Raw genomic sequence first — 24239 nt, 5'->3', positions numbered from 1 at the left:
GTTTTTTAAATAGATTGTTGTTCAGTCCTTAGTAATTAATTTTTAATTCCTACCGTGCTATAATTAGCAAACGAACAGGGGGAGTAAAAAATTAGAAAAAGAGAATTTAATACTATTGCAATTAAGGAAGTTGTGAAAGACTTAATAAAAAGATCTTCTAGTATTAATATTAATAACACTTCAATTGTTATTGCTTATTACGCCTTGCTAGCAATTTTTCCATCGATAATTTTGCTTGGAAATACGCTACCACTTCTAAATATCAAGGCTTCTACAGTTTTAGTGTACTTAGAATCGGCAGTTCCAGCGACAATTTATAAAACATTATATCCGATTATAATTTCTTTCTTAGATCACAGCAGCGGCGGTTTGATTTCTGTGAGTGCTCTTGTAGCATTATGGGCAACGAGTCGAGGTGTTAATGCACTTAAACTGGCTTTTAATGAGACATATGGGGTCGAGGAGTCACAAAGCGCAATTACTGCCAGAATTATTTCTTTTTTCTTAACATTGATCTTCATTTTCTTAATGATTGCAATTATTTTACTATTCAGTTTTGGACAAACAATCCTTGAATATTTAACACCTATTTTTCAGTTACCAAGAGAGTTAGGAAATATTTTCAGTACATTGAAATGGCCAGTTACCTTGCTGGGACTATTTTTTATAATAAGTCTAATTTATTATTTTCTTCCAAATGCTAAGTTGCATCTACATTTAATTATACCGGGAGCTACAGTTGCAACACTGGGGTGGATTGCATTGGCACAAGGATTTTCTATCTATGTACATTATTTTGCTAAGTCTGTACTTAGTTATGGAACAATTGGAACGTTCATCGTGTTACTGTTTTGGCTCAATTATTCTGGATGGATCATAATGATAGGTGCGGTGTTGAATGCATCACTTGAAAAATATTTTTATAAGGAAATTAAAGTTAAGAAAGCAAAGTTAAAAGAATATATTAAGAAAAAAGTTGAAAGTTAATTTTAGTTAGTACTCAAATTTTCCCGCTTTGTATCGCACTCTGATTAAACGTGTTCCGCAAGGCAAAATCTTCCGTCTAACTTCAAATTACTCATAGCAAAGAGCATGCTATGTTCATAATTTTAGTTAGTACTCAAATTTTCTCGCCTTGTGTCACACTCTAAAGTTCATCAAGTTTATTAGTGATTTTGTCTAAAGCAAACCCTTTACGATAAAGAGTTTGCTTTATTTTTAGTTTTTTCTGAGAATCTGTGAGATGGCTGTTATTATATTTATTCCAAAGTTTTTCTACATTATTCAACAAAAGTTCATCTTCATGATCTGAATCGTTAGAATAGTCGGCAGCAAGGATATCTACAAATTCTGTAGTATTATATCCCTTTGCAATAAGTCGTTGCTTGATTTTCTGAATACGTATTTTTGATGGTTGATTCCGATACTGATGGATGAGTTTTGGAATTAAAGCTTCTAATTTGGCGGTCACTTTGGTGGAATCATAATCAAGCTTTGCCTGCTCAATATTGTTTTCTGAGATACCTTTTGTTCGTAAATTATTTCTAATGACGTTGAATCCCTTGTCTGAAGTGTTGACCATCGTTCTTACATAACTGGCAGCATATTTTGTATCATCCAAGAGATTATAAGCGCGAAGTTTATCTTTTACTTTTTCAATTAATAAGATATCATCAGAGCTTTTTTTTAAATGATTATCAATTTCTTTTTCACTTCTTAATTGATAACTCAGATAATTCAAAGCTTTTTGATATATTTTAGAGAAATCTTCAGAACTAATTAGATGTGCAATTAATTCATCAGTGAGCTCTTGTCCCTTATGAAGGTGGTTTTCAACTAAGACTGTTTCTGAGACTGAGAAGATGTATTTACCATCTATGAAAAGGTTGAATCGACCTGGCTTTTTTTGAGCCTGAATTTTTGTTAAGATTCTGGGCATAATAAATTCCTTTCAGTTTTTTTATAGGGTCGGTAACTAAGAAAAATTATGATTTTAATCGTAAGATAAATTAGTGTCTTGACCGACCAGAATTGTATTCTGTTAATTGATTTTCAATATAATTAGCAACTACTTCTTTTGAAACATTTCCTAAAGTACTCATAAAATAGCTATGCGACCATAGATGTCCTTCCCAAAGCTATTCTTTTGTTTCTGGAAACTGTTTAAACCACTCTCTAGCTGAAGTTGTTCCTTTAAAAGACTTAACAATGGAACTGGGTGTCTGTTTTGGAGAAAAACTTAACATCATATGAACATGGTCAGGCATAACCTCAATATATTCAATTTCAGTATTGTTATTGTTTGCTATTGTGTACAAGATGTCTTTCATAACACTTCTAGCTTGTTCATTGGTAAAAATATTCTTTCTGTATTTAGTGACAAACACTAAATGGAAATTAAAGTCATAAACATTGGTTCGATTGTATTTTAACATACGTATATCTCCCATCACCAAATAATAACATAAATATATCGGACTTTAAATTAACATATGTTATGCTTATTTCTGGAAGCTCGGTACTTTAGATAATGTAAGTCACAACATATGAGCGAAAAAGATTAAATGATATAATTAAGCAATTAAGAATGTAAGTTGAGGAGTTTTGTAATGCAATATAAGAAAAGAAATCAAGATAGTGGACAAAATCTGTTAGTTTCTGGGAAAAGGTTTCCGTTAACAATTAAGCGACTAGGTATTAATGGTGAAGGAATCGGATATTTTAAACACAAAGTTATTTTTGTTGAAGGAGCATTGCCTAATGAAGTGGTTGTGGCGGAAGTTGTAGAAGATAATGGCAAGTATGCGACTGCTAAAATTCATCAGATTAGAACAAAAAGTCCTTACAGGATTGAGAAGAAAGATAATTATGATGTTGGCGGAATAGAGCTAGAACATCTCAAATATGAAGAACAATTAAAATTTAAGAAAGATGTTTTTGCACAAGCATTAGAAAAGTTCAAACCACAAGGATATCAGAGATTCAAGCTTCTACCAACTATTGGAATGAAACATCCATTTGAATATCGAAATAAGGCACAGTTTCAAGTGAGAAAAACAATTGAAGGAAAAGTAATTGCGGGATTGTACAAAAGAGGGACACATGACCTAGTGGACTTGCCGACTTTTAGCACTCAAAGACCATTAACAATGAAAGTAATTAGGAAAATTTGTAAGTATCTTGAAAATTTGGAGATACCTATTTATGATGAAAAAAATAATTCTGGAATTATAAAGACAATTGTTGTTCGGGAGTCATTTGCGACTGGAGAGGTGCAAGTCGTTTTTATTACAAATTCAGAGAAATTACCAAAGAAGCGATTTCTTTTCGAAGAAATTAATAACAATTTGCCTGAGGTTACTTCTGTTTTACAAAATATAAATAAGGGCAAGACCTCATTAGTATGGGGAAAGACAACTAAGTTGCTCAGTGGTAATGAATACATTACGGAAAAATTAGGCAATGTTGAATTTAAATTATCAGCACGAGCATTTTTCCAATTGAACCCCTATCAAACACAAAAAATGTATGAGGAGGTAAAAAAGGCGCTTGCTTTGGGCAAAGCAGAGAAACTGATTGATGCGTATTGTGGTGTAGGAACGATTGGTCTGTTTGTAGCAAATGAGACTAATGAAATTCGTGGGATGGATATAACTCCTGAAGCAATTGAGGATGCAAAGCTTAATGCCAAATTGAATAAACAAAATAATTTCTTGTATACAGTTGGAAGAGCAGAAAATTTAATTCCAGAATGGCAGCAAAATGGTTTTGCTTTTGACGCGCTTGTAGTTGATCCACCGCGAACAGGCATGGATACAAAGCTAATTAAAACAATTTTAAAAGCTAAGCCGCGAAAATTTGTATATGTCTCTTGCAATCCATCAACGCTTGCACGTGACTTAAAGGAACTTACCCAGGTCTATTATGTTGACTATATTCAATCAATTGATATGTTTCCGCAAACAGCAAGGTGTGAAGCAGTCGTTAAGTTGTCTAGAAGGTAAAAAATACAATTTAGTGTATTGAAATTTAAGTTTAATAATTTCCAAGCAAAATGGTGGCGAATTAAAAATAATAATTAATTTTTTTTGGGCTTTATCGAAGAAGTTTGATATAATAGGTAGTGATAACGGTGTGAGTTACACCTTGTGTTTATAGAAGGCAGGTTTTAACCATGCATCAGGCAAGAGAACCAAAAGAAGGTGATTTTATCACCATCAAAAGTTATAAACACGACGGTAGTTTGCATCGAACATGGCGGGATACAATGGTACTTAAAACTAGTGAAAATGCTCTGATTGGTTGTAATGATCATACGCTTGTAACTGAATCTGACGGGCGACGTTGGGTTACGCGTGAACCAGCGCTAGTTTATTTTCATAAGCATTACTGGTTTAATATAATTGCTATGATCAGGGACAATGGAATTTCGTATTATTGTAATCTTGCTTCGCCAGCAATTTTAGACCGTGAAGCATTAAAATATATCGATTATGATCTAGATGTCAAGGTTTTCCCAAATGGGGAGAAGAAGCTGCTTGATGTGGATGAGTATGAAGAACATGGGGCTAAATGGAATTATTCAAAAGACACAGACAAAATTCTAAAACACAATGTACTTACACTTGTTGATTGGATTGATAACCAGAAGGGTCCTTTTTCTGAAGAATACATCAGAATCTGGTATAATCGCTATTTAGAATTGTCGCGGCGCATGTGAACGTTGAATTGTAACTGAGAGGGGCTGGGTCAGAAGTTGAATATTGATCTGGCCTTTTTCTCGACTCCGAATAAAAAAATGTTTTATAAAGCAAAAGGAGAAAATAAGGTTAACAAATAATATATGAGGATGAATGATAATGTTTGAAAAATTAAAAAACTCAAAATTAATATATGTTACAATTGAGGCTCTCTTGATTGCAACTTTAATCTGGATTTGTACAAAGATAAGCTTTATTTTTGAGCCTGTAGGAACATTCATCTCAACTTTATTTGTCCCAGTAATAATTTCTGGTTTTTTGTATTATCTATTGGAGCCGCTGGTTAAATCTTTAATGAAAATTAAAATAGGCAAGTTTTATTTGAATAGAACTTGTTCGGTAGCAATCGTATTTTTATTGTTAATAGCCATCGTTGCAGCTGCGTTAGCCTTTTTGATTCCAATATTGGTGTCACAGATTGGACAACTCATTTCAAATTCGCCTGACTATATTAGAGCAGTGCAAAAAATGACAAATCGCTATTATGATGATTTTTCACAGCAAGAGTGGGTGAAACAGTTAAACATAAGTAGTTATATCGGTACCGTAGAAAAAAATCTGTTGAAGTATGTTGAGGGCTTTTTAAGTACTGTCACGAAGAGTCTTGGTTCGATAATTGGAATGGTAACGAGTATTACAGTGACAGTTTTAACCGTTCCGTTCATGTTATTTTATATGTTGAAGGATGGGCATCGACTGATTCCAAATATTCAAAAACTTATGCCTAATAAGCATGGTAAACAAGTTGAAACACTATTGAGAAAAATGGGTGAAACAATTTCAAAATATATTGCAGGACAATTTATTGAATGTACCTTTGTAGCGACTTTTACCACATTAGGATATTTTATGATAGGGATGCCATATGCTCTTTTATTGGGAGTAATGGCTGCCTTTACCAATCTCATTCCATATTTAGGACCGTACTTCGGGGTCTTACCGGCTTTGTTACTCGCAATTTCAATTTCACCTAAAATGGTCATGCTAGTTATTATCGTGTGTATCACCGTCCAACAGGTTGATGGAAACCTAATTTATCCGAATGTAATTGGGAAAACTCTTGACATTCATCCCCTAACAATCATTGTATTATTATTGGTTGCTGGTAATCTAGCCGGACTTATGGGAATGATTTTAGGAATACCTTTTTATGCAGTTTTAAAAGTTGTAATTAAATATTTCAGAGATATCTATCTGTTAAATAAGAAAGAAAATAATTCTCATGAATAGTTTAAGATGAGCTTATTGAAATTGACGTAGAATTTAGTATCTTGTAACATAGCAGTAGATGAAACAGAAAAGTCTTGGGTGAAATTATGAAAAAAATAGAATTAAAATATATTACAAAAAGTACACCACTGCTTACTGAAAAAAAAGATATCGTTAAGTCGAAGCTGTCGGCAAGCGAAAGTAAAAATTTTTGGGAACTGAGGGGTATTAATCTTAGCATCAGTCCAGGTGAAGCAATTGGTCTCCTAGGCAATAATGGTGCAGGAAAGACAGTCTTAATAGATATTTTGGCTGGAAAAGAAAAACAGACAACAGGTTTTATCACGATGGAGGCGCATACTAGTGTAGCAACAACAAGATATGGTCTGGATAGGAATATTACTGGATTAGAAAACATTAAGCACGTTGTTTCTTCTGCAAATTTAGATGAATTTAAGGCAAATCATATAATAAATGCAATTATCAACTTTAGTGATTTAGGAGAATGGCTATATTGTCCTGTAAAAACCTTTTCTACTGGATTATACGCTAGATTATCAGTAGCAATTGCACTTTTTGTTAAACCGGAACTTATTTTAATTGATAGTATTTTTGGCAGTCTTGACCTTGCATTCTTCAAAAAGGTAAGCGATAAAATTCAAAGCCTGAAGGACGCTGGTGTATCTTTTGTTATCTCTGACATTAATGTTGTTAATATTGAGCGCTTTTGTGAACGGACACTTTGGCTAGAATTTGGTGAAGTGCAAGATTTTGGTTCAACCCGTGAGATTATGGTGCAATATGAGTATTCTTTTGGTTGGCTGCAATCGTTAACTGCGTCAGAAAAAACAGATTATTTGGCCAAGAAACAAGTTGAACGTCAATCTTTTGATGTAAGTACTGTATATGAAGAGTTTAAAATTGAACAGTTCAAAAATGGGTTTACACGAAAAGATGAGCCAAAAATGCGTAATGCTTTTTATAATGAACGTGGTGCTGACCCAGTTAAGCTGCTTACAGATAAAAAAAATCAGGAAAAAGCTACTATTAAGCGAACAAAGAAAAAAAGTAGAAGATTGAAAATTATTGCTTGCATCATAGTTCTATTATTACTTGGTGGTGGTATATATGATTTAGCTTTTGCTAAGGAAAGTGCTTGGGATTACATGCAAAATAGTATTGCACAAAATAATAGTAAATCTACGGCTAGTTCAAAGGCTGAAAGTCAGCAAAAAAGTAAGTCAGAAGCTAAATCTACGGCTGCAGCCAATAGCAAAAGTTCTTCTAAAAAAGTTGCAACGAAAAAAGAAAAAGCAGCGAGAGCAGCTAGCTTAGCCAGTTCAGAAAGTGCATCAAGCGCAAAAGCGGCTAGCGAATCCAGTGCAAAAGCCTCAAGTGAAAGTGTACAAAAGTTAAAGGACAATACACAAACAATCAATGTTCAAAGTGGTGATACTTTGGAAGCTTTAGCGAATAAGTACGATACAACTGTTGATAATATTATGAAAATTAATAGTTTTACTTCAAATAGTGATTTAAAAGCAGGGAATGTTATTCGAGTTCCAAAATAACCATGATTGCGGATAAAGAGTGTATGTTATATAATCAGGAATTAATATTAACTTTTTAACAATTGGAGAGAAAATATAAAATGAATTCAGAGCCTGGGCTTGTTGGTTCGTTACTTATGGGTATTGCTATAGTTTCACTTTTTAGCGCTGGAATAATTCTAAGTGTTATCAGAAACTACCAACTTTTTTATAGAATGGAACAGCATAATGAGAAAATAACTTCTTTCAAAAATGTCAAAATAGGAGCTGATTTTTCGCTTGTTTTTTTGTTAGTTATGGGGGCATTGTTAAGTGTAACTGCAATTAGCAAGTTAAAGTTGGTCGTAGTTGGAAATAATGTGCTAGTTTTTTTGCTGTCAGTGTGGTAATAACAGCTTTTCCAATTTTTGTAGCAGATGTATTTGAAAGAATATATAGAAAGAATAATTTGCAGTTCTTTTTACATTTTCTGAGATATACAGTCATGCTAAGTTATCTTTTTATACCATTTCAAAAATTGCATAACGTAGTGATCTCAGATAGAAAAAATATTTCTGATATTAAATCACAAGATAACATCACTTCCGTTGAGGCATTAGGAGCGCTAATTTCTCCTGAGAATGAAGAAAATACATTAAAACCAGAGGCCTTTGATATGATCAAAGGAGTTCTTTCGATGCATGAAAAAGTGGCAAAGGAAGTCATGGTCCCACGAACAGATGCTTTCATGATTGATATTCAAAATGATAATGATCGGAATATTGATGCAATATTACAGATGCAGTATTCAAGAATTCCAGTCTATAATGAAGCCAAGGATGATATCGTTGGAATTGTGCATATAAAAAATATATTAAAAACTGCTCGTGAACAAGGATTTGATCACATAACTATCAGGAAAGTCATGCAGCCAGCCTTATTTATACCTGAAATTATGGCAATTGATGAAGTAATGTTTGAAATGAAAAAAACGCAGAATCAATTGGCAATCCTTTTTGATGAATATGGTGGAGTTGTTGGATTGGTCACATTAGAGGATCTTTTAGAAGAGATAGTGGGGGAAATAGACGACGAATCGGATCAACCAGAACAAGACTATCATAAGATTTCTGACAGTGAATTTATCGTACAAGGTAAGTTATCATTAGATGACTTCAATGATGAATTTAGGACAAACTTTGAAATGAATGATGTGGACACCATAGCTGGTTTTATGATTGCAAAACTTGGGTATATACCAGAGGATGGCAGTTATGAAAGTGTCGATATTGAGGGGGTTAAGTTAATAACCGAAAAAGTTGATGATTCCCGTATCATGGAGATTAAAGTTGAACTTACTCCTGCGTTAGCAATCGCACATGTTCAACGTGAAAAAAAGGTTTAGATCTAATAAATGAAAGAGGGAAATTATGAATATTCAAGACTTGGCAGGGGCAGTTAATAATAGGCGAACGTTTGCAATTATTTCTCATCCTGATGCAGGGAAGACTACTATAACTGAGCAACTGTTATTATTTGGCGGCGTCTTACGTAAGGCAGGCACTGTAAAAGCAAAAAAATCAGGGAGTTTTGCAAAGTCTGATTGGATGGAGATTGAAAAAAAGCGCGGGATTTCTGTTACAAGTTCAGTAATGCAGTTTGATTATGCAGATAAACGTATTAATATTTTGGATACACCAGGACATGAAGATTTTTCTGAGGATACGTATCGAACTTTAATGGCGGTTGATTCTGCTGTGATGGTAATTGATTCTGCAAAGGGGATTGAACCCCAGACAAAGAAACTTTTCCAAGTATGTAAAATGCGTGGAATTCCGATATTTACATTCATTAATAAGTTAGATAGAGATGGAAAAGATCCGCTGGAATTAGTTGCGGAGCTAGAAGAAGTTTTAGGTATAGGTGCTTTCCCAATGAACTGGCCAATCGGGATGGGAAAAGGTCTGAAGGGACTCTACGATATTTTCAATCATCGAATTGAGTTATATCGCAAGGAAGATCAGGGAGAAAGCTATCTGGAATTAGATGAAAATGGCGAATTAATCGGAGACAATTCGTTAAAAGAAGAAAGCATTTATCGTCAGGTTCTTGAAGAAGTTGAATTGCTAAAAGATGCTGGTAACCAAATGGATAAAGAAAAGATTGCTGCTGGTAATCTTACTCCGGTTTTCTTTGGTTCTGCTTTGACTAATTTCGGTGTAAAAACATTTTTAGATGCGTATTTGCAATTTGCTCCTGCTCCTATCGCACATAAGGATGAAGAAGGTGAGAGAATTAGTCCGACTTCTACGGAATTTTCAGGATTTGTTTTTAAAATACAAGCTAATATGAATCCTAATCATCGTGATCGAATTGCTTTTGTACGCATTTGCGCAGGTGAGTTTGAAAGAGGGATGGATGTCACATTAGCACGTGATTTAAAGAAAATAAGGTTATCGAATTCTACACAATTTATGGCGGATTCCAGAGAAACGTTAGAGACAGCGGTTGCTGGTGATATTATAGGTCTATATGATACTGGTAATTTTCAAATAGGAGATACTATTTTTGCTGGAAAACATAAAATACAGTATGAAAAACTACCTCAGTTTACTCCTGAGATTTTTGTAAGAGTTACTGCTAAAAATGTAATGAAGCAAAAGTCGTTTCATAAAGGAATTGCGCAACTTGTTCAAGAAGGTGCTGTTCAATTGTATCAGAGCTATAGTACAAGTGACTATATTTTGGGTGCAGTTGGTCAACTTCAATTTGAGGTTTTTCAATTTAGAATGTTGAACGAGTACCATTCTGAAGTTGTAATGATACCTATGGGCAAGAAAATTGCACGCTGGATAGATCCAGAACAGTTAGACGAGAAGATGTCATCTTCTCGAAATATATTAGTGAGAGATCGACAGGGATTACCGTTATTTTTGTTTGAAAATGAATTTTCTGAACGTTGGTTTGCTAACAAATATCCAGATGTGAAGTTGTCAGCCAAACTATAAAAAAGTTGAACTTTTAGTTTAAATAAACATAAAAAAATTAAAGAAGGAACTGAATCAAAATTTACTTTTGACTGGTTCCTTCTTTAATTTTTGTAAGCTAAAATTATGGTAAAACACTTAATTTTGATTTCGAGATAATTAGATTCGAAGCGCTGATGGATACAAGGTTTTTTACTTGAATAGAATATACTGACTAGGAAGCCAGAGACTATTGGTTAACCTATACCATGTGACTTCATCGGAGGTGGATGAATACTCAAGTCTAATTTTAGTTCCGTGTTTGAGTGTGCCAGATATCTTACCAAAAGGTCTATCATAGAGATTAACAGATTTATCAACAATATAGTCCACAGTAGCGTCAATGAACATAGCAAGTTTGGCAGCACCATGGACAGGAGGTTCAATGGTAATTTCAGCTGTGGATATAGACATAAGTGTACTATTAAAAACAATCCATAAGGGACCACCAATACAATACCATTTTGTATTTTCTGCTGTTGTAATAACCGTAAAGGTTTTCCAAATAGTTTGTGGAGATAGGTTGATTTTAAGTCGCTTTCCACCTGGAGCATCATATACAGGTACCGAGCTTTGCATCTTAAAATAGAGAAAAGCCGGCTCATTTGCAAGCCATGCCCGTCGGCGATAGAAAAATGTTAGAGAAGAACTTCCTAAAGAACGAATTCCTCGAACTGATCCTTTGACATTTAGTAGGCTGTACTCTGGAATAGAAGGTGAATATAGCTGATACGCATCTCCTAGATAGCCCTTAGATAATTTGGGTGATAAAATTAGTTCGTTTGTATCGGCATCTCTATAGAAAATCCATATCGAGCCTGCTGTTTTTTTATGGAATACCAGAGTCAAAACTGCATAGGGGCTAACGTAATTTTTTGTGAATCCCTTAAAATTAATCAGGTCAAAATTTTCAAGAGGTTTAATCCGATAATTAATTTTCTCACCAAGATGTCCACTAACAATTTGTGGTGTAGCCAGTTCGTTTGCATCTTCATCTGTATAGATAATTAGCAAGACTGAATCTTGAAATTCTTTTTTTTTGTATGAAGACTTCCTTGCAATTTCGACGGATTTCTTACTCTCAGATTGTTCTACGAATTGTCGTTCAGAAAGATCCTTCTCCTTCTGTGCAGATGTAACATCATTCTTACTTGTCTTTCTTGCATATTTTCTTTTTGAATCGCGTGATAATAAATTCTTAATGAACTTAGGAAATTTCAAAAATGCACCGCCTTAGAAACAAATGGAAAAGATTGTAATATCATTTTTAATTTTTAAATGAAATATCGACAACTCTATTACCAGTTGTAATTGTTACATCAGCAATTGATGAGTTTGTTAGTTTTTCAAGTACAAAATTAATTTCTTCTTCAGTAATCCCACGTATCTTATTAGAAATAACAATCTCGCTGGTCGTTGCATTTTTTCTGAAGACTACACGCGTGTTGCCAAGTGTGTAAATTTTGATGAAATGGTTAATAGAATGTGCAAGTTCTTGTTTTATCTTTCTTGAGTAACTACTACTAACGTCTATTAGATGCATTATAAAACCCCCTTGCTAATGCTAATTATTTTTATACTCCTATTATAATATAAAATGGTACATATAATATAGCAAAATGCTATAAAAAAAGGAAATGTAAGTGAATTTGCATTTCCTTTCGATTAAAGTTTATTTTTTTGTCTGTTTAGTAATGTTAGCAATTTCAGGTGAATCAATTTTTATTTGGTCATCAGTAAGTTTTGCTTCAAAGATCTTTGCACTTGGATGTTCCAAATAGTAATCTGCAATATTGTCTTCAAGTTGTTCCTGAATAACACGTCTAAGTGGGCGTGCTCCCATTTGAGGACTGTAACCCAAATCAACGAGCTTGTCTTTAACATCATCCGTTACACTTAGTGAAAGTCCTTGGTGAGCCATCATCGAATTAACATCATTTAACATCAACGATACAATAGAGACTAAATCTTTTTTGTTGAGTGCATTAAATTCGATAATATCATCAAAACGATTTAAAAACTCAGGTTTAAAATACTTGTTAAGCTTATTCAACACAGAGTGTGTATTCCCAGTAGCAGCAGCACCGAATCCGACACTCGCAACAGAATCTCCACTTCCTGCATTTGAAGTCATGATGATAATAGTATCTTTAAAGCTAACTGTTCGGCCCTGCGAATCAGTTAGACGACCATCATCGAGTATTTGCAGAAACATATGCATCACATCAGGATGTGCCTTTTCGACTTCATCGAGTAATAATAAGCTATACGGATGACGACGAACCTGTTCAGTCAATTGACCAGCTTCCTCATAGCCAACATATCCTGGAGGTGAACCAATCAATTTTGAGATTGAATGCTTTTCCATATACTCGCTCATATCAAAACGAAGCATCGAATCTGTTGTACCAAAAAGCTCTTTTGCCAGTTGTTTTGCTGTCTCGGTTTTTCCTACACCAGTGGGTCCTACAAATAAGAAAGAACCGATTGGTCGGCCTGACTTATTAAAGCCAACGCGATTACGCCTAATTGCCCGAGTAACCTTGTTGACAGCATCTTTTTGCCCAATTATATGAGAATCTAAGGAAACAGCTAAGTTTTTCAGCTGTGTTTGCTCTTTTTCTTGTAATTCTCCTACTGGAATATTTGTCTTTTCTTCAATAATTTTTTCCATATCTTTTTCAGTGATTATTGGAGAATTTTCAGAATCAACCTTTGTTTCTTTCATTGAGCTTAACTTGTTTAGTTGGTCACGATAATAGGCAGCCTTTTCGTAGTCTTCTGCCTTTAACGCAATTTGTTTTTGCCCTTGTGCGTTTTTAATTTTCTGTTCAATAACATTGGGATCAACTGCTTGAATGGTCAAATTTTTGCGTGAACCTGATTCATCAAGCAAGTCGATGGCCTTATCTGGCAAAAAGCGGTCTTGAATATAACGATCAGACAAGGTAACTGCTGCATTAATAGCTTCAGGAGTGTAGTGGACGTGATGATATGCTTCATATTTAGCTTGAATACCTTCAAGTATTTTGATAGTTTCATTAATAGATGGTTCATCAACTTGTACTGGTTGAAGTCTGCGAGCAAGTGCGGCATCCTTTTCAATCGTACGATATTCATTCAAAGTTGTTGCACCTACTAATTGAAGTTCTCCGCGTGCCAGAGCAGGTTTTAATACATTTCCAGCGTCCATGCCGCCTTCAGCGTTACCAGCACCTACAATCTCATGAATTTCATCAATAAAAAGAATAACATTCTGATTCTGTTTCAACTCATTCATTAATTGCTGCATTCTTTGTTCGAATTGACCACGTACCCCAGTACCTTGAACTAAAGAGACAACGTCCAAGCGAATAACCCTCTTATTTAGCAATTTTTGTGGGACATCGCCATCAACAATTTTTTGTGCTAATCCTTCAACAACAGCGGTTTTACCAACACCGGCTTCACCTATCAATACAGGATTATTTTTAGTTCTTCGGTTTAAAATCTCGATTACCCGTGAAATTTCATTATCACGACCAATTACGGGATCGATATTGTTATTTTTTGCTTCATTCGTCAAATCCAAGCCAAACTGTGCTAGGATTCCACCATTACCACGTCTTCTTCCACCATTATCAGAAAATTGAGCAGATTGTGGCACACCTTGTTGTGCTTGTTGAGTAGGGGTTGATCCATCTCCAAGTGAACGGAAGATATCATTAAGACTCCCAAAGCCAAAAGGATCCTGCAAAGCATTATCCTCACCATTTTTTTGAGACTGCTCCTTTAAGGCGCGGTAGCAGTTTTGACAAAGGTCAATCGATGTTTGCTGCCCATTGAGACTTGTAGAAAGATGAATTGTTGCTGGATTATTTTTACAATTTTGACATAGCATTAAGAACTCACTACCTTTCTTGAGATAAATAAGTCAAAAATATATTTGACCATCTTTGACCTTTGAGAGTAGTATACTAACTTTTCAGTGCTAGTTCAAGCATTAAGCCTTTTTTTATTTGTTTTTTTTGAAGTAAGTATGTATCATAGATTATGCAAAGAAAGGGATGATAGTGTGGCAGAAATATTTACAGATAAGTTGAAAAAATTAGCTGATGGTGAACTTGAAGAAATTAAAATAACAACTGATAATTTTATGAATTTTCAAGAAGCGTTTATGAACTTTCCACAGAGGAAAAGAGTAGTTGGGGAAGCAAGCCATAATGGTGAGATTACCTATCATTTTGAAAAATAAACGGGATTGACACCAGCAAATAACAGTAAAAAAGTTCAAAAAAATTTTATTGTAAAACTTGTATTGTAATTTGATTCATGCTAACATTTACTCTTAGTAGGAGCGATTCTGTCACTATATAATGAAAACGTGTTCTTGAGACGTTTTCATTTTCAGATGAGTTCTTAAAATACTTTATTTATAACGTAAAGGAGTTCGACTAGACATGGAAAAGAAAGAATTTCACATTATCTCAGAAACAGGTATTCACGCTCGCCCAGCAACGCTTTTGGTGCAGGCAGCAAGCAAGTTTAATTCAGATATTACTTTGACCTACAAAGAAAAATCTGTTAACTTGAAATCAATCATGGGTGTTATGTCACTTGGCGTTGGTCAAAATGCTGATGTTACAATTAATGCTGATGGTGCAGATGAAACAGATGCACTTGCAGCAATTGCTGATGCAATGACAAAGGAAGGACTTGCAGAATAATGTCTGAAATGTTGAAGGGTATTGCTGCGAGTGATGGTATCGCTACAGCAAAAGCATATATGCTCGTTCAACCAGATTTATCGTTTTCCGAAAGTTCTGTTGAAGATACAGAAGCTGAGACTAAGCGGTTGGACGATGCGGTTGAAGCTGCAAAAGCTGATCTCAAGATTATCAAAGAGAAGGCTGCTACAAATTTAGGTGCAGAAGAAGCAGAAGTTTTTGAGGCACATTTAACAATTTTATCTGATCCTGAATTGCTTGGAAACATCAAGGACAAGATTGTAAATGACAAAGTTAACGCCGAGGAAGCCTTAAAAGAAGTAACTGATGGTTTTATCGCGATGTTTGAGGGTATGACAGATAATGCCTATATGAAAGAACGTGCGGGCGATATTCGAGACGTTACTAAACGTGTTTTGAGCCATTTACTAGGAGTTACGTTGCCTAATCCTGCTCTGATTAATGAAGAAGTAGTGATTGTGGCACATGATTTAACCCCATCCGATACAGCACAATTGGATAGAAATTTTGTAAAGGGGTTTATCACTGATATAGGTGGACGGACATCGCATTCAGCTATTATGTCTCGGACCCTTGAAATTCCTGCTATTGTTGGTTCAGGCAATGCTACTACCGCAATTAAAGAGGATCAAACTGTTATCATCGATGGCATTGAAGGCGAAGCGATTATTGAACCTTCTAATCAAGAATTAAAGAAGTATGAAGATAAGGCTTCTGATTTTGTTAAGCAAAAAGCTGAATGGAAAGAATTGAAGGATGCTAAGACGCTTACAGCAAATGGTAAGCAATTTATTTTGGGGGCTAATATTGGTACACCGAAGGATGTTGTAGGTGCAACTGATAATGGTGCCGAAGCTGTCGGCTTGTTCCGTTCAGAATTTTTGTACATGGATGCAAGCGAATTTCCTAGTGAAGATGATCAATTCGAGGCATATAAACAAGCTGTTGAAGGTATGAATGGTAAACAAGTTGTTGTTCGTACAATGGATATTGGTGGCGATAAAGAATTACCTTATTTGCCGTTGCCAGAAGAAATGAATCCATTCTTAGGATATCGTGCTATTCGTATTAGTTTGGATAAGCAAGATATTTTCAGGACGCAGTTAAGGGCTTTGTTGCGTGCATCTAATTATGGGCGTCTAGCAATTATGTTTCCAATGATTGCTACAATAAAGGAATTTAAAGATGCTAAAGCTATCTTTGAGGAAGAAAAGGCTAAATTTGTTAAAGCTGGGAAACCCGTCTCGGACGACATTGAAGTTGGTATGATGATGGAAATTCCTGCAGCAGCGATGATTGCTGATAAATTAGCTAAGTATTCTGATTTCTTCAGTATTGGAACCAATGACTTGATTCAATATACTATGGCTGCTGACCGCGGAAATGAACGTGTTTCTTATTTATATCAGCCTTATAATCCATCAATTTTACGTCTTATTAAGAATATTATTGATGCTTCACATGCAGAAGGTAAGTGGACCGGAATGTGTGGCGAGATGGCGGGCGATCAGATTGCTGTACCTATTTTAGCAGGTCTCGGTCTTGATGAATTTTCAATGAGTGCAACTTCTATCCTTAAGACACGTAGTTTAATGAAAAAGTTAGATACAGAGAAAATGAAAAAATTAGCTGAAAAAGCAGTTAGTGAATGTGAAACAACTGAAGAAGTTATTTCTTTAGTTAAAGAGTTTACTAAGTAATAGATAGTTCATTTTAGGGGCTGGGTCAAAAGTTAAATTTTGATCTAGCCTCTTTGCTTATTCTTGATAAATAAGGCTGATCGGACAAAATTTTTTTGCAACCTTGAATTACTAATGGGAAGATAGATGTACGCTATTTTTTAATTTAGTATCAGCATTGCTTGCTAAAGTACCAATTCGTATGCGTTATTTTATTTGAATTTGAAGATTAAGTAAAAAAACTATTAAGATTAAAAATGATTTTTAATGAAAAATTGAGGAATCATTGCATTAAGTTGGCGGAACCAATATAATTAACAATGACTATTAATTATTAAGGGGGATGCTCGTGAATATTGGGATTTTTACGGATACTTATTTTCCGCAAGTCAGTGGCGTAGCTACCTCTGTTAAAACATTACGTGAACAGTTGGAACAACATGGGCACAATGTGTACATTTTTACAACGACTGATCCAAATGTCGAGCCTAATCAATACGAAAGAAACATCTTTAGATTTAGCAGCATACCTTTCATTTCATTCACTGATCGACGAATTGCAGTCAGAGGTCTGTTTAGGGCTTATCAGGTTGCAAGGGATCTGGAGTTGGACGTTGTGCATACTCAGACAGAGTTTTCGATGGGGTGGATTGGTAAATTTGTTGCTAAAAACCTGAAGATTCCATGTATCCATACCTATCACACAATGTATGAGGATTATTTACATTATGTTGCTAAGGGTAAGTTATTGAAGCCATATCATGTGAAGCAGATGTCACGTACATTTTGTTACCATATGACTGGGATTGTTGCACCAAGTGAAAGAGTCTTGGATACTTTGGATCGATATGGGATTAAGACCCCTGTGACAGTGATTCCAACAGGTGTTGATATTAAGAAGTTTGAGGACGTTACAGCCGATTTAGACTTACGTGAAAAATATAATTTTAAGAGTGATACACCAATGTTGTTGACATTAAGCAGACTAGCTTATGAGAAGAATATTGATAGGTTGATAGATGTCTTACCTGAAGTATTAAAAAAAATACCGGATGTAAAACTATTAATTGTTGGTGATGGTCCAGCTATGGAATCTTTAAAACAACAAGTTACTGATTTGAAATTAGAATCAGCTGTCATTTTTATCGGTGAGGTAGATAATGAAGAGGTTGCTAATTATTATCATGCGGCTGATTTGCTTGTCTCAACTTCTATTTCTGAATCGCAGGGTTTGACCTATATTGAAGCTATGGCATCTGGACTACGTGTTGTAACTACGCATAGTTCATATACTGATGAGTTGTTGAGTGATAGAGATTTTGGTGGAACTTTTAGCAACAAAGATGAATTAATTGATAAAATTGTTTTTTACTTGGATAAAAGTAAGGAACAAATTAATCAAGATAAACTAAGGTCCAAATTAACTTCTATTTCTGCAGACAATTTTGGCGAGAAAATATTACAGTTCTACGCCGATTGTAAAGCATTGTATGGTAAGGAAAGTGAAACTAGTCATTCTAGCGAAACGGGCTGATTAAGGGAGTTTTAAGATGTTGAAGATTCAGATGTTTTCTTCTGCCACGAAAGTAAAGGGGCAAGGGGTTGGTAGTGCGTATACAGAGCTAATCGGATTGTTGCGCAAAAAGTTATCAGGAAAGTTAGAAATATCAATTAATAAATTTAGCAAGTCTGATATCAGCCATTATCATACGATTGATCCGCTCTTCTTTTTGACAACCTTCTTTCCAGGGAGAGGTCGAAAAATTGGATATGTCCATTTTTTACCCGAGACACTAGAGGGCAGTTTGAAGTTGCCTTGGATTATTAAAAAAGTTGTTTATCGTTATGTAATTGCATTTTATCGTAGAATGGATCATTTGGTGGTTGTCAACCCGATTTTTATAAAAGATCTTGAAAAATATGGAATTTCAAAAGATAAAATCACGTATATTCCTAATTTTGTTTCGCGAGATGTCTTTTTTTCTCAAAATACTGAAGGGAAAATAAAGATTAGAGAAAGACTTGGAATTGCTCAGAATAAATTCGTTATACTTGGAGTTGGACAAGTTCAGGAACGTAAAGGTGTTCCTGATTTTATTGAACTCGCTAAGAAGTTGCCAGAATTTCAGTTCGTATGGGTCGGAGGTTTTTCTTTTGGAAAAATTACGGATGGATATAATGAGCTTAAGAAGGTTGTTGATAATCCTCCAGAGAATCTTATTTTTCCAGGAATAGTTGATCGCATACAGATGAATGATTATTATAATGCAGCTGATGTCTTTTTGTTACCATCATACAACGAGCTTTTTCCGATGAGTATATTAGAAGCTTTCAGCACAGGGACACCTGTCGTATTGCGGTCACTTGAATTATACGAGGTCATCTTGAAGGGATATTATCTGTCTGGCAAAGATGTCGCTGAATTTGAGGTAATTTTAAGGAATTTGGCAAATAAGTCTGAATTAATTAATGAAATGTGTCAAAAGTCATTAAGTGCTTCGAACTTTTATTCAGAGGATAATCTAGCTAAAATATGGTACGACTTTTACTGTCAGCAGACTGAGATGGTGAAGGGATGACAAAGAAAAATAAAATTGTCTTATTGTTGATGTTTATCTTTGGGAGTATTATTTTAGGATTCTCTTTGCGCGATATTTCATTCGGTTCATTAATGCATGATGTTTCTTCGCTTAAATGGGGTTGGTTGCTAGTTGCATTTGCAAGTATGGGGCTATCATTATTGATTGAAGCTGTTGTGGTCAAAATACTATTACATCGTGAAGGATCTAAATTTAGTTGGCGGGATACTGTTAGAATACCTTTGATTGAACAACTTTTTAATGGAATTACCCCCTTTTCTTCTGGAGGACAACCCGCACAATTGTTTGCACTCCTACAATCTGGTATTGATGCAGGGAGAGCAACATCAGTTCTTTTAATGAAATTTGTGGTATATCAGTCAATGATTGTTATTAATTTTGTATTTGCATTATTCATCGGTTTTCATTTGATAGCAGACAAGATGCATGCCTTGTCTATTTTATTTATTTTTGGATTTGTAGTGCATTTAGTAGTTATATTGGCACTATTATTGGTAATGTACTGGTATGACTTTACTAAGAAATTAGTTAAGCTGTTGTTTAAGCCCGTCAAATGGTTCTCTAATTCTGAACGCTACATGAAATGGGAAAAAGCGATTGATGAAAAAATTGATAATTTTTATGAGGAAAGTGTGCGCCTGAAGGGTAATTGGAAGCTATTACTGAAAATAAGTCTATTGACTCTTGTTCAGTTATCTTTTTATTATGTGATACCCTATTTTATTTTGTTAGCATTGAATGTTTCGCATGCTCAAATATTATTAGTCATTACACTACATATCCTTATTGTAATGGTTATTTCACTGTTCCCAATTCCGGGTGGTTCAGGAGGGGCAGAGTATAGTTTTTCAATGATCTTCTCAACATTTATAGCCAATTCTAGTAAGTTAGTATTAGCCATGATTTTGTGGCGCTTTGTGACTTATTACTTTGGAATGCTTCTTGGGATGATTGCATTGATTATCCCACCTAAAAGTAGAGAAAAATAATTTTTTGAATTAACTCGTCCTCTGTTGGACAGTCTTTGTGGAATCAGGGAGCTTTCTAAAGATGAGGGGCTTTTTCGTATTCAGGGGAATTTTGACTTATGAAACACGATTGTTTTTAATATATTGAGGGTTGGTTTAAAAGCTAAATTTTGAATCAGCCCTTTTTCTATTGAACTAGAGGGTAGAGGGCTTAATCAAAATCGAATAAAATGATATTGAAAACAGGAGTTAATCAGATTAAGATTATTGCATCAACTATTGGAAATTATTTTAAGGGAGATTTGTAAATTGAATGGCAACTGCAAAATACATTTTTATGCGTGACTATTATAAAAGCAATTTAAAAAGAGGGGAATTTATTAATTCTTTTATTTGTTTTTATATTAAGACACATGTTTTTTAAACTTTTTTAATGTTATTTGAATGATAAAAGTGATATATTTCGTGTATGTTTAATTTTTATTTGTTAAAATAAATTTATTATGTTCATTTAAGGATTGTTTTTCAATCTGGAAAGAAGGAGTTTTTTAAAATGGAGATTTCACAATTAACAGCAATAATTTCACGTTTAGATGCAATGGTTAAAGAACAAAGTGATGAGGTTCAGAGCAGACGCTTTGAAAAAGATGGGCGTGAACGTGGAGTAGTTAGCTATGATAAGGAAACAGACACATTTACTCTTGAAGAATCGTCAGATAAACAGAAATTTGAATTTGACAATATTGATTTAGCTGCAATGGAGATTTACGATTTATTGAATGACTAATTGTTAAAAAAAATTGAAGATGAGTTTTATTTTTATGTTGTGTGCACAAATAGGGATATAATTAGTCTAAATGATATTTTGAAGATGGAGGCAGTTTAATGGGGTCGGTCTTAAACAAGATTAGGAATATCCTGAACACCAAAAATGGTTTCTTTGTTTTATTAATGGTTTGTTTCTGGATTAAAACTTATTGGACTTACCAGACGAAGTTCAGTTTAGGGGTTACTGGTGGGGTTCAAGAGGCAATCTTAATGTTGAATCCACTTCCGTTTGGATTATTACTTTTGGGGATTGCATTATATTTTAGAGGGAAAAAATCATATTGGATTATGATGATAATTGATTTGTTAGCATCACTGTTGCTGTTTGCTAATATTCTTTATTATCGAGAGTTTTCAGATTTCTTATCTGTAGGAATAATCAAATCCTCTGGTTCAGTTTCAAATAATTTGGGACTTAGCATTATGGAAATCATACGGCCAAGTGATTTCTTAGTATTTTCAGATTTTATAATTTTAAGTCTACTTTTACTTTTTAGAGTTATCAAAATCGATAAGAGAAAAACGAATTTTAAGTTGGCAGGGGTAGTTACTGCTTTATCAGTAGTTCTATTTGCATTAAATATAACTGTTTCCGAGAAGAATAGACCACAATTATTAACAAGAACATTTGATAACAACTATATAGTAAAATATCTAGGATTAAACTTTTATACAGGATATAATGTTTATGAGACGTATAAGGAAAGTTCGACTAGAGCAAATGCTAGCAGTAATGATTTAAAATCTGTGTTGTCTTATTTGAAGAAAAATCGATCATCTTCTAACATTTCATATTATGGTAAAGCAAAGGGAAAAAATGTCTTTATTTTTCACTTAGAGAGTTTTCAACAATTTTTGATTAATTATAAGGTAGATGGAAAAGAAGTTACTCCAAACATCAATAAATTCTATTCTGACAGCAGTACATTATCCTTTGATAACTTTTTCAATCAAGTAGGACAAGGAAAAACTTCAGATGCTGAAACAATGTTGGAGAATTCATTATTTGGTTTACCATCTGGCTCAGTGATGACACAATACGGAACTTCAAACACTTTCCAAGCATTACCTGCTATTTTGGATCAAAAAGGGTATTCAACAGCAGCTTTTCATGGAGATGTAGGAAGTTTCTGGAATAGAGATAATACTTATAAATCTTGGGGATATCAATACTTCTTTGATGATGATTATTACAAGCAAAAAACTGATTATAGTGTAGGATATGGTCTGAAAGATAAGATATTCTTGAAACAGGCGACTAAATATATTCAACAGTTGCCGCAGCCGTTTTATGCAAAGCTGATTACTGTCACGAATCATTATCCATATGAATTAGATAAGCAAAATCAAACTATTGCAAAGACTACGACGGGTGATAAGACTGTTGACGGGTACGTCCAGACAGCACATTATTTGGATCAAGCATTTGGCGAATTTATATCTTATTTGAAGAAATCAGGTCTATACAACAATTCAATGATCGTTGTTTATGGTGATCATTATGGTATTTCAAATAATCACAAGAAAGCAATTGCACAATTGCTGGGAAAGAAGTCTGTTTCAAGTTATGATTTGGCAATGTTCCAAAAGGTACCATTTATGATTCATTTGAATGGGCTAAAGGGTGGTGTTAATCATACTTATGGTGGTGAAATTGATGTAATGCCTACTTTGGAAGACTTATTGGGTATTGACTCTTCTAATATGATTCAGTTGGGTAATGATTTGCTTTCGGAGAATAGGAACCAGACAGTAGCATTTAGAGACGGTGACTATGTTTCACCAACATATTCAAAAATTGGGAGTAAGGTATATGATAGCAGCGGTAAGGTAGTTGAAAATCTAACTACTGAACAAAAGGAACAGGTTAATTCTATGCAATCCCATACGGATAAAGTGCTGTCATTATCGGATAAGATTGTTACTGGTGATCTTTTAAGATTTTACACGCCTTCTGGATTTAAGAAGGTAAATAAGAGTAATTACAGCTACAAGTATGCAGATGGAATTAAGAACTTAAAAGCTGCTCAGAAAAAGGGAACTAGCCTAGTTGAGAAATATGGCGGTTCAACTGTAAATTTGTTTAAGACAGATGCGCCTGAACTAAAATAGAAAAGTTATCCAAGAGAGGTAAGTCGGATATAAGTCAGGAAAATGTGTGTATTAACTCAAAATTACGAACATATGAATGTATGTTGCTATGGGTAATTCTCAAAGTTGGACAGAGAATTTTGACTTATGGAACATATTTATCAATAACAAATAAATAATCTAAGATTAGTTTTGGTATTAATTGGTGAAAATCAGTTAATACCAGAACTTTTTGTTTTACGCTGTAAGTGAAGCTAAGGGCGACTATAAGTCCCTGGGACTAGATCAAAATTTAACTTTTAGTCTGGTTCCTTTTTATTGACTACACGCAAATACGTTTGGTAGGTTGTAATTATTTATTTTGAGTTGTTCATAGTTATATACTTCATTCGCAGGCCCAAGGTAGTACTAAAAGTATCTGTATTAGTACAGTATCTTTTCTTATGTTTGAATACTGTGCCGCTGTACTTAGCTCAACGATAATTAAGTGAAATTATTGATAGTATTCAATGAGTCAGAGTTATTATAAAGAGGTAGTACATTTATCTTTTTTAGCGGATATAAATGTAATTTAGAAGTATTTGGAATAAATAAAAAAACTTCTTGACGTGTAGTGTAATAATTGGTATTATATTTGTTGTCGTTGAAAGATATGAATACTTAGCTAAAGTAAATGTTTGAATATTTATTAGTTCTACGGGTATTTTTATTCAAAAAAAGTTATTGACTTTAATGAACGATGATGATATTATTGAATAGTTGCGTTAAGCAATTATGTAGACCTTTGAAAACTGAACAAAGTTTCGACAAATCAAATGTGTA

General features: G+C 34.2%; 20 protein-coding genes and 1 pseudogene. 16 read left to right on the top strand and 5 right to left on the bottom strand.

Annotation, left to right across the window (positions count from 1 at the left end):
• Nucleotides 1-132 precede the first annotated feature (132 nt).
• Nucleotides 133-987, top strand: a complete 855-nt coding sequence (locus ABF682_RS06300; protein ID WP_289980158.1) for a YihY/virulence factor BrkB family protein — start codon at nt 133-135, stop codon at nt 985-987.
• Between the two features lie 160 nt (nt 988-1147).
• On the opposite strand, the gene ABF682_RS06295 is transcribed toward ABF682_RS06300, so the two are convergent.
• The gene (locus ABF682_RS06295) at nt 1148-1939 is read right to left on the bottom strand and encodes a RecX family transcriptional regulator (RefSeq protein ID WP_415619302.1); all 792 of its coding nucleotides are present in this window, start codon (nt 1937-1939) and stop codon (nt 1148-1150) included.
• Nucleotides 1940-2009: 70 nt separating this feature from the next.
• Nucleotides 2010-2450 (bottom strand): annotated as a pseudogene (gene tnpA, locus ABF682_RS06290) (IS200/IS605 family transposase).
• Between the two features lie 159 nt (nt 2451-2609).
• On the opposite strand from tnpA, the gene rlmD reads away from it, so the two are divergent.
• The 7 genes from rlmD (at nt 2610) to ABF682_RS06255 (ending at nt 10506) form a co-directional block, all read left to right on the top strand.
• Nucleotides 2610-4004: a 23S rRNA (uracil(1939)-C(5))-methyltransferase RlmD gene (rlmD, locus tag ABF682_RS06285; RefSeq protein WP_415619301.1), complete on the top strand. Its 1395-nt coding sequence runs from the start codon at nt 2610-2612 to the stop codon at nt 4002-4004.
• A 170-nt stretch (nt 4005-4174) separates the two neighbouring features.
• Nucleotides 4175-4720 carry a DUF402 domain-containing protein gene (locus ABF682_RS06280; RefSeq protein WP_289980151.1) on the top strand — a complete coding sequence of 182 codons (546 nt, stop codon included), beginning with the start codon at nt 4175-4177 and terminating at the stop codon, nt 4718-4720.
• 139 nt (nt 4721-4859) lie between these two features.
• Nucleotides 4860-5990: an AI-2E family transporter gene (locus tag ABF682_RS06275; RefSeq protein WP_289980150.1), complete on the top strand. Its 1131-nt coding sequence runs from the start codon at nt 4860-4862 to the stop codon at nt 5988-5990.
• Nucleotides 5991-6076: 86 nt separating this feature from the next.
• On the top strand, nt 6077-7540 hold the full coding sequence (locus ABF682_RS06270) for an ATP-binding cassette domain-containing protein (protein ID WP_289980148.1): 1464 nt from the start codon (nt 6077-6079) through the stop codon (nt 7538-7540).
• Nucleotides 7541-7620: 80 nt separating this feature from the next.
• Nucleotides 7621-7908 carry a hypothetical protein gene (locus ABF682_RS06265; RefSeq protein WP_415619300.1) on the top strand — a complete coding sequence of 96 codons (288 nt, stop codon included), beginning with the start codon at nt 7621-7623 and terminating at the stop codon, nt 7906-7908.
• A 95-nt stretch (nt 7909-8003) separates the two neighbouring features.
• Nucleotides 8004-8903, top strand: a complete 900-nt coding sequence (locus ABF682_RS06260) for a hemolysin family protein (protein WP_415619299.1) — start codon at nt 8004-8006, stop codon at nt 8901-8903.
• Between the two features lie 25 nt (nt 8904-8928).
• Nucleotides 8929-10506 carry a peptide chain release factor 3 gene (locus tag ABF682_RS06255; RefSeq protein ID WP_289980145.1) on the top strand — a complete coding sequence of 526 codons (1578 nt, stop codon included), beginning with the start codon at nt 8929-8931 and terminating at the stop codon, nt 10504-10506.
• 171 nt (nt 10507-10677) lie between these two features.
• Here the strand turns inward: ABF682_RS06255 and ABF682_RS06250 are convergent, their stop codons facing one another.
• From ABF682_RS06250 to ABF682_RS06240, 3 genes are all read right to left on the bottom strand, one after another.
• Nucleotides 10678-11745: a MucBP domain-containing protein gene (locus tag ABF682_RS06250; protein WP_289980143.1), complete on the bottom strand. Its 1068-nt coding sequence runs from the start codon at nt 11743-11745 to the stop codon at nt 10678-10680.
• 46 nt (nt 11746-11791) lie between these two features.
• Nucleotides 11792-12067 carry a DUF1827 family protein gene (locus ABF682_RS06245; RefSeq protein ID WP_289980141.1) on the bottom strand — a complete coding sequence of 92 codons (276 nt, stop codon included), beginning with the start codon at nt 12065-12067 and terminating at the stop codon, nt 11792-11794.
• Between the two features lie 129 nt (nt 12068-12196).
• Nucleotides 12197-14404: an ATP-dependent Clp protease ATP-binding subunit gene (locus tag ABF682_RS06240; protein WP_289980138.1), complete on the bottom strand. Its 2208-nt coding sequence runs from the start codon at nt 14402-14404 to the stop codon at nt 12197-12199.
• A 174-nt stretch (nt 14405-14578) separates the two neighbouring features.
• Between ABF682_RS06240 and ABF682_RS06235 the strand changes: the two genes are divergently transcribed.
• From ABF682_RS06235 to ABF682_RS06200, 8 genes are all read left to right on the top strand, one after another.
• Nucleotides 14579-14758 carry a hypothetical protein gene (locus ABF682_RS06235; RefSeq protein WP_289980137.1) on the top strand — a complete coding sequence of 60 codons (180 nt, stop codon included), beginning with the start codon at nt 14579-14581 and terminating at the stop codon, nt 14756-14758.
• 205 nt (nt 14759-14963) lie between these two features.
• Nucleotides 14964-15230 carry a phosphocarrier protein HPr gene (locus ABF682_RS06230; RefSeq protein WP_415619298.1) on the top strand — a complete coding sequence of 89 codons (267 nt, stop codon included), beginning with the start codon at nt 14964-14966 and terminating at the stop codon, nt 15228-15230.
• Nucleotides 15230-16951 (top strand): phosphoenolpyruvate--protein phosphotransferase, encoded by a 1722-nt coding sequence (gene ptsP / locus ABF682_RS06225; protein ID WP_289980135.1) that lies wholly within the window; start codon nt 15230-15232, stop codon nt 16949-16951. Before ABF682_RS06230 ends, ptsP begins: the two co-directional genes overlap by 1 nt.
• Before the next feature lie 328 nt (nt 16952-17279).
• A complete protein-coding gene (locus tag ABF682_RS06220; RefSeq protein ID WP_415619297.1) occupies nt 17280-18464 on the top strand; it encodes a glycosyltransferase family 4 protein in 1185 nt (394 codons plus the stop codon).
• A 16-nt stretch (nt 18465-18480) separates the two neighbouring features.
• Complete coding sequence (locus ABF682_RS06215) at nt 18481-19509, top strand: glycosyltransferase family 4 protein (RefSeq protein ID WP_415619296.1); 1029 nt, start codon at nt 18481-18483, stop codon at nt 19507-19509.
• On the top strand, nt 19506-20519 hold the full coding sequence (locus tag ABF682_RS06210; protein WP_289980125.1) for a lysylphosphatidylglycerol synthase transmembrane domain-containing protein: 1014 nt from the start codon (nt 19506-19508) through the stop codon (nt 20517-20519). Before ABF682_RS06215 ends, ABF682_RS06210 begins: the two co-directional genes overlap by 4 nt.
• Before the next feature lie 532 nt (nt 20520-21051).
• Complete coding sequence (locus tag ABF682_RS06205) at nt 21052-21285, top strand: YkuJ family protein (protein WP_289980122.1); 234 nt, start codon at nt 21052-21054, stop codon at nt 21283-21285.
• A gap of 98 nt (nt 21286-21383) precedes the next feature.
• Nucleotides 21384-23438, top strand: a complete 2055-nt coding sequence (locus ABF682_RS06200) for an LTA synthase family protein (protein WP_289980091.1) — start codon at nt 21384-21386, stop codon at nt 23436-23438.
• The last annotated feature ends 801 nt before the right edge of the window (nt 23439-24239 follow it).

It is taken from the genome of Liquorilactobacillus sp. (genome assembly GCF_047719775.1).
In the GTDB taxonomy this organism is placed as follows: domain Bacteria; phylum Bacillota; class Bacilli; order Lactobacillales; family Lactobacillaceae; genus Liquorilactobacillus.
Note: the sequence above shows the minus strand (reverse complement) of the source record. Positions and strands in the feature narration are given on the sequence as shown.